The sequence below is a fragment of the Kribbella capetownensis genome (assembly GCF_004331485.1).
GTDB lineage: Bacteria > Actinomycetota > Actinomycetes > Propionibacteriales > Kribbellaceae > Kribbella > Kribbella capetownensis.
On record NZ_SJKD01000011.1, the window covers coordinates 61,488 to 74,330 of the forward strand.

Annotated in this window: 11 protein-coding genes; 5 read left to right on the forward strand and 6 right to left on the reverse strand. The window is 69.2% G+C overall.

Annotated elements, in window-relative coordinates:
- Window positions 1-41: 41 nt before the first annotated feature.
- Together E0H75_RS44740 and E0H75_RS36780 are read right to left on the reverse strand one after the other, a co-directional pair.
- Window positions 42-164, reverse strand: coding sequence for a hypothetical protein (locus E0H75_RS44740; protein WP_272948959.1), 123 nt, complete (start codon window positions 162-164; stop codon window positions 42-44).
- 62 nt (window positions 165-226) lie between these two features.
- On the reverse strand, window positions 227-1,381 hold the full coding sequence (locus tag E0H75_RS36780) for an FUSC family protein (protein WP_238163498.1): 1,155 nt from the start codon (window positions 1,379-1,381) through the stop codon (window positions 227-229).
- Between the two features lie 67 nt (window positions 1,382-1,448).
- On the opposite strand from E0H75_RS36780, the gene E0H75_RS36785 reads away from it, so the two are divergent.
- Entirely contained in the window at window positions 1,449-1,952 is a 504-nt protein-coding gene (locus E0H75_RS36785) for a DUF5709 domain-containing protein (RefSeq protein ID WP_131518340.1), read from the forward strand.
- 74 nt (window positions 1,953-2,026) lie between these two features.
- Here E0H75_RS36785 and E0H75_RS36790 read toward each other — a convergent pair whose 3' ends face one another.
- On the reverse strand, window positions 2,027-3,364 hold the full coding sequence (locus E0H75_RS36790) for a cytochrome P450 (protein WP_131518341.1): 1,338 nt from the start codon (window positions 3,362-3,364) through the stop codon (window positions 2,027-2,029).
- Between the two features lie 316 nt (window positions 3,365-3,680).
- Between E0H75_RS36790 and E0H75_RS36795 the strand changes: the two genes are divergently transcribed.
- From E0H75_RS36795 to E0H75_RS36805, 3 genes are read left to right on the forward strand one after another with little or no spacing between them, the layout of a single operon-like run.
- A complete protein-coding gene (locus E0H75_RS36795) occupies window positions 3,681-4,703 on the forward strand; it encodes an ABC transporter ATP-binding protein (RefSeq protein WP_131518342.1) in 1,023 nt (340 codons plus the stop codon).
- On the forward strand, window positions 4,700-5,512 hold the full coding sequence (locus E0H75_RS36800; RefSeq protein WP_131518343.1) for an ABC transporter permease: 813 nt from the start codon (window positions 4,700-4,702) through the stop codon (window positions 5,510-5,512). Before E0H75_RS36795 ends, E0H75_RS36800 begins: the two co-directional genes overlap by 4 nt.
- Window positions 5,509-6,360: an ABC transporter permease gene (locus E0H75_RS36805; RefSeq protein ID WP_131518344.1), complete on the forward strand. Its 852-nt coding sequence runs from the start codon at window positions 5,509-5,511 to the stop codon at window positions 6,358-6,360. The genes E0H75_RS36800 and E0H75_RS36805 overlap by 4 nt, the downstream gene beginning before the upstream one ends.
- Before the next feature lie 55 nt (window positions 6,361-6,415).
- Here the strand turns inward: E0H75_RS36805 and E0H75_RS36810 are convergent, their stop codons facing one another.
- On the reverse strand, window positions 6,416-9,436 hold the full coding sequence (locus E0H75_RS36810) for an alpha-mannosidase (protein ID WP_131518345.1): 3,021 nt from the start codon (window positions 9,434-9,436) through the stop codon (window positions 6,416-6,418).
- Window positions 9,437-9,624: 188 nt separating this feature from the next.
- Between E0H75_RS36810 and E0H75_RS36815 the strand changes: the two genes are divergently transcribed.
- Window positions 9,625-10,659, forward strand: coding sequence for a TAXI family TRAP transporter solute-binding subunit (locus E0H75_RS36815; RefSeq protein ID WP_238163499.1), 1,035 nt, complete (start codon window positions 9,625-9,627; stop codon window positions 10,657-10,659).
- Between the two features lie 25 nt (window positions 10,660-10,684).
- Here E0H75_RS36815 and E0H75_RS36820 read toward each other — a convergent pair whose 3' ends face one another.
- Both E0H75_RS36820 and E0H75_RS36825 read right to left on the reverse strand, forming a co-directional pair.
- On the reverse strand, window positions 10,685-12,025 hold the full coding sequence (locus E0H75_RS36820) for a sensor histidine kinase (protein ID WP_131518346.1): 1,341 nt from the start codon (window positions 12,023-12,025) through the stop codon (window positions 10,685-10,687).
- Window positions 12,026-12,061: 36 nt separating this feature from the next.
- Entirely contained in the window at window positions 12,062-12,727 is a 666-nt protein-coding gene (locus E0H75_RS36825; RefSeq protein ID WP_012918592.1) for a response regulator transcription factor, read from the reverse strand.
- Window positions 12,728-12,843 lie beyond the last annotated feature (116 nt).

Consider the following 12,843-nt stretch of genomic DNA (forward strand, 5'->3'; position numbering starts at 1 on the left):
CGGGCGGCGCCGCCTGGATCCGTTCGTCCGGTTCGCGCCAGTTACTGCTCGGCGGCGGCGTCGCTCCGGTCGTCGGTGGTCTGGGTCGAGTCGACGGCCAGCAGGTCCTCGAGCCGGCGGACCTGCTCGTTGGCCATCGAGGTCATCAGTCGGTGGATCGTCATGCCAGTGAGACGCAGCCGGTCCTGGGGTATGACGGCGATCCGCCCGAACTTCTTCGTGTGACCTACTTCTCATCCAGCCCGTCGAGGCGGAGCGGGATCAGTCGCCGCGCCTCGTCGTACGACGTACCGGTCAGCTCGAGCAGGTCGACGACGGTCGATCGGATCTGGCCGAGGACCACCACGGCCGACAGACCGGTGGGCAGCGGCATCTCCGCCGTACGGCGGCCGAGTTCGCCCAGCACGCGGTGCGCGGCGACGTCGGCGGCGGGCTCGAACAGCGACTCGGCGATCAGGCGGGTGCCGTCGGCGAGGCGTTCGAGCAGCATCGGGTACTCGGCCGGCATCGCCTCGTCCCGCCACACCGAGACCGCACAGCGACGTACCAGGACGCGGATGTTCCGAATCGCCCGGTCCAGCGGTACGACGAGGTCGGCGACCTCCTGGACCCGGACGCGGTGCCGGCGGACGAACGGCGACAGCCGGACCACGGCGACGCCCTCGTCGGCCGCGCTGCGCAGGTCGTCCAGCTGGGACTCGCTGGCGCGGGCGCGGCGGAGCGCGTCGGTGACGGCCTCCTCGTCCCGGGCGCGGAGGCCGTCTGCTGTCTCGATCAGGATCTCGGCCAGCTCGTTCAGTACCCCGGAGGCTTGTTGCCGGGGGCGTCTGATCGCGGTGGCCGGGGCGATGGTGGCGGCAGCGAGCGCGACCAGGCCGCCGAGTGCCGCGTCGAGCCAGCGGCTGAAGCCGGCGCCTGGGTTCGGTAGGAGGGTGGTGACGATCGCGGCCTGGACTCCGGCTTGCGTGGTCATCAGGGTGCCGGCGCCGAGCAGGACCGCGACGCTCATCGCCAGCGCGATCACGAACACGATCTGCGGGATCCCGGTGCCGAAGACGCGGACGAACAGGTCGGCGACCGCGACCCCGACCGCCACGCCGGCCATCACCTCGGCCACCCGGCGCAGCCGCTGACCGAAGCTGAACCCGAGGCACACCATCGCCGCGACCGGTGCGAAGAACGGCTGCCGGTGGCCGAGGACGTACCGGGCGAGGGCCCAGGCCACGCCGGCGGCGATCGCGCACTGGGAGATGAAGAAGACGCGGCTGCGCAACCGGTCCACCCGGGTCCGGACCGACGCGCGCGAGCGGAGGACGGCCTGCGGCGCGATGTCGTCGCGCAGCTCCCGCAACTGGTCCAACGTCAGCCTGACCGGATCCACGGACCCCATTGTCCAGGCATTCGCGCTCCAGCTTGCTTCACCGCCCCCATGCGGTCAGGGTTGAGGCATGACCGAGAACAACCGTGAGGACTACGGCAGCTACAGCGTCGACGACGAGGACCAGCTGCAACCCACGGACACCCTGAACGACCGTGGCGTGGACGACCTGCTCGACGAGGGCTACTCGCCGCCGGAGAAGTGGTCCGCCGGTGAAGGATTCGGTACGACGCCCGACGAGGCGCTGCAGGGGGAGTCGCTGGACCAGCGGATCGCCCAGGAGGAGCCGGACGCCGACCCGTACGCCGAGGACGGCGAGGACGTCGGCGGGCCTGAGGTCGGCGTGGTCCGGTCCGGCCGCCTCGTCGCGCCGGACGAGGGCGCGCACAGTGACGGCGACGACGAACTGGTCGCCGAGGACGTCGGCTTCGACGGCGCCGCAGCCTCCGCCGAGGAAGCCGCCGTCCACGTAGTAGACGCCGACGAAAACTTCGAACTGGACGACGAAGACGAAGAAGACCTCCCGTCGTACCAAAACGTAGACCTGGGCGACATCACCGACCCCGAAGACTGAACCCAGGCTGAGCCTGGGTGGCGGGTTGCGCGCCGGCTGGCGGGTTGTTTGCGCGCCAGCGGTGGAACAACCCGCTATCGGGGTGGGGTACGGCGAGTGACGGTGACCTCGGCGCCTCGGCTGGGGACCAGGGTTACGTTTTTGGATTGGGCTGGTTCTGGTTTGGGGTGGGGGGCGGTGAAGTCGTAGGCGGCCAGGGCGGCGCGGAGGATTTCGGTGCCTTCCATCAGGGAGAAGCCGGCTCCGATGCACCGCCGCGCCCCACCGCCGAACGGCATCCACGTCCCCGGGGCCGGCGGGTCGTCGTCCAGGAACCGCTGCGGCCGGAACTCCTGCGGCATCGGGAAGTGCTCACCGTCGCGATGCACCAGCCCGACCGCGGCCATGATCGTCGTACCCCGGGGCAGCCGGTAACCGGCGATGTCGGCCGTCTCGGTCAACCGCCGGCCAACCTGATACACGACCGGGTGCAGCCGCATAGCCTCCTTGAGAATCGCCTCCAGCTCATCGTCCGCGCCCGTGTCCGCCGCCCGCTGACCGAACTCCAGGTCCTCACGGCTCCGCGCCAGCTCGTGGAACGTCCAGGCCAGCGCCGTCGCAGTGGTCTCGTGCCCGGCCAGCAGCAACGTGACCAGCTGGTCCCGCAGCTCCACGTCCGACCAGGTGCCGGCGGCAAGCAACCGGGACAGTACGTCGTTGCGCCCGGCAAGGTTCCCGCGGCGCTTGGCGATCTCGTCGTACAGGATCTCGTCGACCTGCTGCTGCACATCCAGGTAGGTCCGCCACGGCCGGACCCGGAGCAGGGCCGGGTAGAACCCGCCGAGCATGATCACCGGCGAGACCGAGACGATCTTGTCCAGCAGCGGCCGGAGCTGGTTCAGCCGGTCGCGGTCCGTCACGCCGAAGATGACCTGGAGGATGATCTCGAGGGTCAGGTTCCGCATCCGCTGGTGCACCTTGAACGGCTTGCCGGTCGGCCAGGTCGCGACGTCGGCGCGGGCCAGTTCGTGCACCATCCCGGCGTACCCACGCAGCGCCTGACCGGAGAACGCCGGCATGAGCTGCCGCCGCATCCGCACATGGTCCTCGTCGTCCAGCAGCAGCAGCGAGTGCGCGCCCATGATCGGCTTCAGCACCGTGTTGCCCTCGCCCGCGTGCATCACCGACGGCGCACTGCCGAACACCTCGCGAATGTCGTCGGGCCGGCTCAGGACCACGCACACCCGGCTGGACGGCACCAGGCGGATCGTGAACACGTCACCGTACTTCCCCCGCATCCGGGGGAAGAATGTCCGGCGATGGCTCGCGAACAACACGGTCTGCGCCAGCGTCGGCAATCGCGGACCCGGCGGGAGTGTGCGCGCCGTCTGCCGGTCGAGCGTCCGGCCACCGAGCAGGGGTGTCGAAGCCATACCTTCACGCTACGTCAGCCGGGTGAACGACGGGGAAAACTCGCTGGACATCGTTTTCCTGGCCGGTCTAGCGTCGTCGCTGGCAGCCGTACGTCGGAAGGACCTGAGGACATGCCCGCACTTCGTCGAGACAGCGGTCGATCGTTGACTTAGCAAACTCCGTAGCGGTTCGCGGTCGGAGCGATCGCACAGCCGGGAGGGGCCGAGAGGACCCCCGGCCGAGTCGGCTTGGCGATGTGACGGCAGTTCCTGCGCTCAGCGCGGTGACGCTGCCCGGTCCGAAGTACAACCGACTCGCGAAAGCGGTGCTCCACTCATGAATGCTTCTCTCAACGTCCCTGCGGTCATCGCGGCGCGGGACCTCACCAAGACCTACACGTTCCACCAGCAGCGCGCCGGCCTCGGCGGCGCGGTCAAGAGCCTGGTCAAGCGCAAATACGAGACCAGGCTGGCCGTCGACCGGATCACGTTCGGCATCAACTGCGGCGAGGTGGTCGGGCTGCTCGGGCCGAACGGCGCCGGGAAGACCACCACGCTGAAGATGCTCTCCGGCCTGCTGTACATCACATCCGGCGAGCTCGACGTGCTCGGCTGCACACCGTCGGACCGCAAACACGACCACCTGCGCCGCATCGCGCTGGTGATGGGCCAGAAGTCGATGCTCTGGTGGGACGTGCCGGCGATGGAGAGTCTCCTGCTGCACAAGGAGATGTACGGCCTCGGTACGGCTGAGTTCGAGCGCAACGTCAGCGAGCTCGCCGAACTGCTCGAGGTGCAGGATCTGCTCAACGTTCAGGTGCGCAAGGTCTCGCTGGGTGAGCGGATGAAGCTCGAGCTGATGGCGGCGCTCGTGCACGGCCCGGAGATCCTGTTCCTCGACGAGCCGACGATCGGGCTCGACGTGGTGGCGAAGGCCCGGGTCCGGACGTTCCTCGCCGAGGTGAACCGTCAGCGCGGCACCACGATCCTCATCACCAGCCACGACATGGACGACATCGAGGCACTCTGCTCGCGGGTGATGATCATCGACCACGGACGGCTGCAGTACGACGGCAGTCTGGACGAGCTCGTCCGGACGACCCGTCCGCGCAAGCTGCTGCGGGCGACGTACGCGACCGATGTCGACGGCGGCGCGCTCGCCGGGCTCGAAGGCGTCGGTGCCGTCGACTGCGACGGACAACTGATCAGGCTCGAGGTGGATCGCGAGCGCACCGGCGACGTCCTCGGTGAACTCACGCGGCTTGGCCCGCTGGTGGATCTCGACGTCGCGGACGCGGACGTCGAGGACATCATGCGCGACCTGTTCCTGCGGCGCAGCACGGTGGGAGACCAGGCATGAGCGGGTTCGCGCGCGAGCTGCGGGTGCTGCGGCGGATGACCGTGGCCGAGATCGTCCAGCAGTCCATCTACCGCGGTGCGTGGGTGATCTACATGGCGGCCAACATCTGCGTCCCGATCATCTCCCTGCTGATCTGGCGGACCGCGATCGCGAGTGGTGCTCAGCTGCCGATCGACGAGCGCTATGTCACGACGTACTTCGTGCTGCTCAGCCTGGTTACGATGGCCACCTCATCGTGGATGGCCGGCTTCCTCGCGGCGGACATCCGTCTCGGTAAGCTGTCCAGCTGGATGGTGCGCCCTGCCTCCTTGCTGCTGGGCTTCGTCGCCAACAATCTGTCGGAGAAGTTCCTCAAGCTGTTCGCGCTGGTGCCGATGGTCGGGATCCTGTGGTGGATCTTCCGCGACTCGATGAACATCCCGGCCGGACCGGGGCACTGGGCGGTGTTCGTGGTCAGTCTCGTGCTCGGGGCGATCCTGGTGTTCACGATCGACCTGCTGATCGGCTCGCTCGCGTTCTGGATGGACGACGTGGCGGCGCTCGCGCAGGCCCGGCTGATCATCGCGAGTGTGCTGTCCGGCGCGGTCGTGCCGCTGGCGCTGATGCCGGACTGGTCGCGCGGATTCATCGACCACCAGCCGTTCCGGTTCACGGTGTCGTTCCCGGTCGAGATCGTCGCGGGCAGCCTGACCGGATCGGAGCTCGTCACCGGCCTGGCGATCCAGTTCGGCTACGTCCTCGGGTTCGGCGTCCTCGCGCGGCTGGTGTGGTCGGCCGGGATCCGTTCGTACTCGGCGGTGGGCGCATGAGCGGGCAACGGAGGTACGCCGGCGACCGGGCACCCCTCGACCGGAACTGGCTGGCCAAGCAGCGGCGGCATCTCCGCCTCTGGCGACGGTTCTTCGTCCAGGCGCTGGTCCGCGAGACGCACTACCGGGCGCACCTCGTGACCACGCTGCTGGTCGGAGTGGTACAGCTCGGCTTGGGGATCGTGCCGATCCTGTTGCTGTTCGGCTACACCGACGAGGTGCACGGCTGGTCCCAGGCCGAGGTGATCGCGCTGGCCGGGATGTTCCAGATCGTGACCGGGCTGATGGCGACGTTCGTCGCGCCGAACATGAACCGGATGACGACGTACCTCACCGAGGGCGAGCTCGACGGGGTGCTGTTGCGACCGGTGTCGAGCCAGTTCTACCTGACGCTGCGGCGGATCAACGTCGCTGAGCTGAGCAATGTCGCCGGCGGGCTCGTCGTGCTGGTGATCGGGCTGGTGCGTTCCGACGCCGGTCCGAGCCTGGTACACATCGGCCAGGCGCTGGTTCTCGTGGCCTGCGGGATCGTGCTGCTGTCGTCCGTGTGGTCGGCGCTGTCGTTCCTCGCGTTCTGGCTGCAGTCGGTGGACTCGATCGGGGTCATCTACCTCAACATGGTCGAGGCCGGCCGGTATCCGCTGGCCTTCTTCCCGGTGGCGGTGCGGTCGTTCCTGACGTTCGCGTTCCCGGTGGCCTTCGCATCGACGTACCCAGTCCAGGCGCTGAGTGGCGACGTCGGCTGGCTGCCGGTCGTCGGCGGACTCGCGCTGACGGCGGTGGCGGTGACGCTGGTCCGGATGATGTGGCGGCGCGGGCTGCGAACCTACGCCAGTGCCAGCTCCTAGTGCCCTGCACATGACACAGGCCCGCCCGTGCGATCGACGGGCGGGCCTGCAGGGGTCAGGAGCGGGTGAAGCGGAGGGTGAGGATTTGGAACGGACGGAGTTCGAAGGTGACTCCGTTGTCCTGCAGGTCCCGGTCGGCCAGGTGGCGTTCCAGGAGGTCTACCTCGGTGGCCGAGGTTGCGGCGAAGGACGGGGTGATGGTGGCGCGGGAGCGGCCGCCGGAGGACTCGTAGAGGCGGACGACGACGTCGCCGGAGCGGTCGTCGGCCAGCTTGAGTGACTCGACGATCACGTTGCCGTTGTCGACGGCAACGATCGGCTCGGCGCCGTCGGCACCGGTGACGACCCGCTCGGGCAGGTTGATCCGGTACCCCTCCTCGATCGCCTCCGGGATCCCGGCACCGACCACCAGCGCGTGGTTGACGGTGTGCACACCCTGGTCGGTCTGCGGGTCGGGGAACCGCGGCGCCCGGATCAGCGAGGTACGGATCGTGGTGGTCGTGCCACCGTCCTCGCGCGCGGTCCGGTTGATGTCGTGGCCGTACGTCGAGTCGTTGACGACGGCAACGCCGTACCCCGGCTCGCCGACGTGCACCCAGCGGTGCGCCGCGATCTCGAACTTCGCCGCGTCCCACGAGGTGTTCTGGTGGGTCGGCCGGAAGATGTGCCCGAACTGCGTCTCGGACGCGGACCGGTCGGCGTGCACGTCGACCGGGTACGCCGCCTTGAGGAACTTCTCTGCCTCGTGCCAGTCCATCGTGGTCTCGATGTCGACCCGCTTCGTGCCGGGCCGCAGCCGCAGCGTCTGGGTGACCGACGACCGGCCGAACGAGCGCTTCACGACGACCGTCGCGACGCCGGAGTCGGTGCTGAAGTCGACGCTGTCCACCTCGGTCACGTCGCGGACGTTGTTCTTGTAGAACGAGTCCACGTCCCAGGCGTCCCAGTTGTTCGGGGTGTCCACGTGCAGCTGCAGAAGGTTGCCCACGGCACCCGGCGCGATCACCTCGCGGCCGGCCTCGACGTCGTACAGCGAGGTGATCAGGCCGCGGTCGTCGATCGTGACCCGGATCAGCCCGTTGTCCAGTACGCCGTCCTGCACCGACACGGCCTGGCCTTCGCCGGCCGCGACACCCGCGCCGAGTCCGGCGATGCCGTTGCGGCCGTGCGGAGCGGCGTTGAAGACGATCTGCGCATCGCCGGAACCGGCCAGCGCCTGCTGCGCCGTCGCGATGATCGCCTCGAGCTCCGAAGCCAACCGGGCGTAGGTCTCCTCGGCCTCGCGGTGCACCCAGGAGATCGACGAACCCGGCAGGATGTCGTGGAACTGGTTCAGCAGCACGGCCTTCCAGATCCGGTCCAGGTCCTCGTACGGGTAAGCGTCCAGCTTGCCCGCGACCACGGCCGCGGTGGACCACAGCTCGGCCTCGCGGAGCAGGTGCTCGCTGCGCCGGTTGCCCTGCTTGGTCTTGGCCTGCGAGGTGTACGTGGCCCGGTGGATTTCCAGGTAGAGCTCACCGGACCAGACCGGGGCGTGGTCGTGGTACTCCTCCTCGGCGGCGCTGAAGAACTCGGTCGGGGACTCGATCGTCACCCGCGGCGAGGACTCCAGGTTCGCCACCCGGCGCACGGTCGCGACGAACTCGCGGGTGGGGCCGCCACCGCCGTCGCCGTACCCGAACGGGACCAGCGAACGGGTCGCCGCGCCGTTCTCGGCGAAGTTGCGCTGGGCGTGCGCGAGCTCCCGGCCGGACAGGTCGGAGTTGTAGGTGTCGATCGGCGGGAAGTGGGTGAACACCCGGGTCCCGTCCAGGCCCTCCCACCAGAAGGTGTGGTGCGGGAACCGGTTCTCCTTGTTCCAGGAGATCTTCTGGGTCAGGAACCACTTCGACCCGGACAGCTTCACCAGCTGCGGCAGCGCCGCGGTGTAGCCGAAGGAGTCCGGCAGCCAGACCTCCTGGGTGTCGATCCCGTACTCGTCCAGGAAGAACCGCTTGCCGTGCACGAACTGCCGGGCCAGCGCCTCGCTGCCGGGCAGGTTGGTGTCGGACTCGACCCACATGCCGCCGACCGGGACGATGGTGCCGTCGGCAACAGCCTTCTTCAGCCGCTCCCAGACCGCCGGGTAGTTCTCCTTCACCCACGCGTGCTGCTGGGCCTGCGAGAACGCGAAGACGAGCTCCGGGTACTCCTCGGCCAGCGTCGCGACGTTGGACACCGTCCGGGCGACCTTGCGGCGGGTCTCCCGCAGCGGCCAGAGCCAGGCGGAGTCGATGTGCGCGTGCCCGACCGCGGACAACTGGTGTGCGCTGGCGTGGGCCGGCCGGCTCAGTACGTCGGTCAGTTGCGCGCGGGCGTCCGCGGCGGTGGCGGCGACGTTCTCGTAGTCCAGGGCGTCCAGCGCACGGCTCAGCGCCCGCAGGATCTCCCGGCGGCGCGGCTCTTGCAGGGACAGTTGCTCCTGCAGACCGTTCAGGGCCTCCAGATCGAGGATCAGGTCCCAGACCTCGGCGTTGAAGACGGCGACGTCGGCACGGGCCAGCCGGTAGATCGGCGTACCGCCCGGCTCGGGCTTGCCGCCGACGTCGGTCGGTGCGAACGCGTTCGACCCGAGGACCTCGGGGTTCGCGGCGGCCTCGACGTAGAACTCGATCCGGTCGCCCGCGTGCGCCGGCGTACCGTCGGGGCCGAGGATGGACAGCGGGGCGTAGGTCTGCCGCGGGTGCAGGCCCTTGAGCGGTACGCCGGACGCGGTGTGGACCAGGCCCTCCGCGGAGAACCCGGGGCCGCCGCCGAAACCGAGGTCGATGACGGCCTCGATCTCGCTGCCGGCCCACTCGGCCGGGACCTGGCCGCTGAACTTGAACCAGGCAGTGCCCCAGGCCGCGCCCCACGGCAGGCCGATCGCGGCCGGCTCGTAGGTCTGGGCGAGTGCCTCGGCGGGGGACACCGGCTCACCGGGGGCGTGCCACACCTCGATGTCCAGCGGGACGGAGGCGCCGTAGATCGCGGGGCGGATCCGCTCCCGCAGGGCGCGCTGGAGCCGCTCCTCGATGAGTTGACGGTCGTCGTGCACGAAATCATCCTCCGGCCAGGTCTGAATGGGCTGCTCACGCGATCCGCGCGACCGCTGCCTGACAACGCTGTCACACCCACCCCGTACCCGTCCAGACGCAGTTCACCGTGGTACCTGCGGGTAGCGGTTCGGTTGCGGGCGGGGTACGTAACTACCCGGAGAGCCGGATGTTGTCTAGGTTGTCTTGCATGGATCGCCCCCGCCTGTTCACCCCCGACAGGAACAGCCTCCTCAGACCCGACGGAATGACCCGGCGTAGCCTGCTCGGTCTGGGGGCCGCGGCGGTCGCCGCGATGGCAGTGCCCGGATGCTCCCGCGGCCGCTCCGACGAGCCCGCACCGGACGGGCCGGGCATCTTCGCGACCGGCAACAAGGGTGGCGTCTACAACCAGTTCGGCATCGACCTGGCCAAGCTGATCAGTGAGGTCACCGGCGTCACGCTGCAGCCGATGGTCACCGGCGGTTCGGTCGACAACCTGATCAAGGTGTCCAGCCAGAAGGCCGACATCGGCTTCTGTACGTCGGACACCGCGCTGGCGGCGTACGAGGCGACCGGGATGTTCGCCTCCGGGAAGCTGAAGTTCAGCGCGCTGGCCCGGGCGTACGACAACTATGTGCACGTGGTCGTGCCGATGGCCTTCAAGGGCCAGGAGCTGAAGGCGCTCGAGGGCAAGGTGGTCAGTGTCGGCCAGCAGACCTCCGGCACCAGGATCGTCGCCGACCTGATCCTCAACACCGCCGGGGTGAAGGTGACGAAGCGGTTCCTCAGCCTGGAGGACTCGGTCAAGGCGCTGGAGGCGAAGGCCGAGGACCCCAAGGCGAGGGGCGGCATCGACGCGCTGATCTGGAGCGGCGGCGTGCCGACCGAGCCGATCGGCAAGCTGCAGGACTCGATCGGCTTCCGGCTGCTCGACATCGGCAACGTCGCTCAGACGATCGCGCTCAAGGAGTTCGGCGGCTACGTGGTGTCCGCGATCCCGCCGTCGGCGTACAAGCTGGCCAGCTCGGTGCCGACGCTGGCGATCCCGAACTACATCGTGGCCAAGCCGAACCTGTCCGACTCGTGGGCCTGGTGGACGGTCAACACCCTGTTCCGCCGCCAGAACGATCTGATCGCGGCACATCCGGAGGCCGGCGCACTCGACCCGCGCTCGGCGATCGCGACGATGCCGATCCCGCTGCACCCGGCGGCCGAGCGCTGGTACCGCGAGAACCACATCTGAGCGCGGCGTACGCCGTACGTCCGGCTCAGGCGTCGTAGTCGTCGATCAGCGGGACGCGGACCTCGATCACCAGGCCGCCGCCGATCGGCGGACGGGCGACGACGCGGCCGCCGACCCGGGCGGCCTCGGAGCGGACGATCGCCAGCCCCAGACCGGTGCCCGGCATCTCCCGGTGGTGCGCGCTGCGCCAGAACCGCTCGCCGACCTTCTTCAGGTCCCGCGAACCGAGGCCGAGCCCGTGGTCGCGGACCGACAGCACCACTTCGGTGCCGTCCCGGGTCACCGACACCTCGACCGGCGGAGCGCCGTACTTGGAGGCGTTGTCGAGCAGTACGTCGAGGATGTCGTCCACCTCGAGCTCGGGACCCACACCGCCCGGCACCATCTCGCCGATGATCAGTTCCATGTCGTCGGCGGCGTACACGGCCTTCCAACCGACCAGCCGCTCCTTCACCGCCTGGGCCAGGTCCAGCGGCTCTTCGTTGCCCTCGGCATCGGCTCCGGGGCGGTCCGAGCCGGCCAGCCGGGACAGCCGCTGGACGATCCGGCCGAGCCGGTCGATGTCGCTGAGCGCGAACCGCGCGGTCGGCGACAGCCGGGACAGGCCCTCGATGTGGATCCGCGCCGAGGTCAGCGGCGTCCGGAGCTGGTGCGAGGCGTCGGCGACGAACTCCCGCTCACGCTGGCGGGCCTGGTGGAGGCTCAGCGCCATCGAGTTGAAGCTGTCGCCGAGGCGGCGCAGCTCCGGTGCGCGTCCGTCGGTGGACACCCGGGTGTCCAGTGCGCCGCGGGTGATCTGGTGGGTGGCGTTGTCCAGGTCACCCAGCGGCCGCAGCACCCAGCGGGTGATTGGGCGGACGATGCCGATGATGATTGCGCCGATGCTGATCAGCAGTCCGCCGAGGAGCAGCAGCAGACCGCGCTGCACCTGGTCGCGGGCCTCCTCGGTCGGAACCCGCAGGACCGCTGCACCCAGCACGCTGCCGTTGTTGACGACCGGACGGGCCACCACCATCTCGCCGGACCGCCACGGCCACAGGGCCGGCGGCTCGGGCGGCAGGCGGCCGGCCAGGGTGCTGTGCAGGGCGGCCTCGAGGTCAGGCTCGTCCACGTCGACGCCGGACACCGAGGTAGCCACGACCCGTGAGTCGACGTCGACGACGAACACGGGCGTGTTGTAGAGCTCCTGGTACCGGACCGCCATCTCACGCAGGTTGGCGATGTCACCGGACTGCAGCGGCGCCTCGGCCATGGCGGCGAACCAGTCCGCGTCGTTGCTGCGGGACAGGAAGAGGGTGCGCGACGTACTCGTGGCGATGTAGTTGGCCAGCGGTACGACGGCCACGATGGCCAGTGCGACGACCATCGGAACGAGGGACTGCAGCAGTCGACGGCGCAACGGTCAGTCCGAACCCAGGCGGTAGCCGACGCCGCGGATGGTCTGCACGAGCTCGGGCCGGCCGAGCTTGGCGCGCAGGCTCGCCACGTGCACGTCCATCGTGCGCGACGAGGCTTCGAAGACGGACTGCCAGGCGTACAGGGCGACCTGTTCGCGCGGCACCACCCGGCCGTGGTGGGCGGCCAGCACAGCTAGCACGTCGAACTCCTTGCGGGTCAGACTGATCGGCTTGTCCGCGACCTGCACCGTCCGGGCCTCGATGTCCACGGTCAGGTCGCCGACGGTCACCCGGGGGCGGGGCTGCAAAAGGCCGGTACGACGAAGTACAGCATCGATGCGGGCCAGCAGCTCGGATATCGCGAACGGTTTGACCACATAGTCGTCCGCGCCGCTGCGCAACCCGCGCACGCGGTCGGCGGCCTCACCGCGCGCGGTGACCGCGATCACCGGTACGTCGGACACCGTCCTGATCTGCCGGCACACGTTGATGCCGTCCCCGTCGGGCAACCCGAGGTCCAGCAGGACCAGGTCGCCGGGGTCCGCCGCGAGGGCGTCCGCGGCCGTCCGGACGTGCGTCACCATCAGGCCGTAGCGCCGCAACGCGGGTATCAGGGCATTGGCGATATCGAGATCGTCCTCGACCAGCAGAATCCGTACCGCGCCACTCATGCGGTGATCGTAGGCCAGGAGACGCTCATGTGTGTCAGATCTTGGTAAAGACGTAATCACGCGACTGCATGCAGTGTTCGGCAACATTAGCCTTCCGACCACAGGAGGGAACCGGT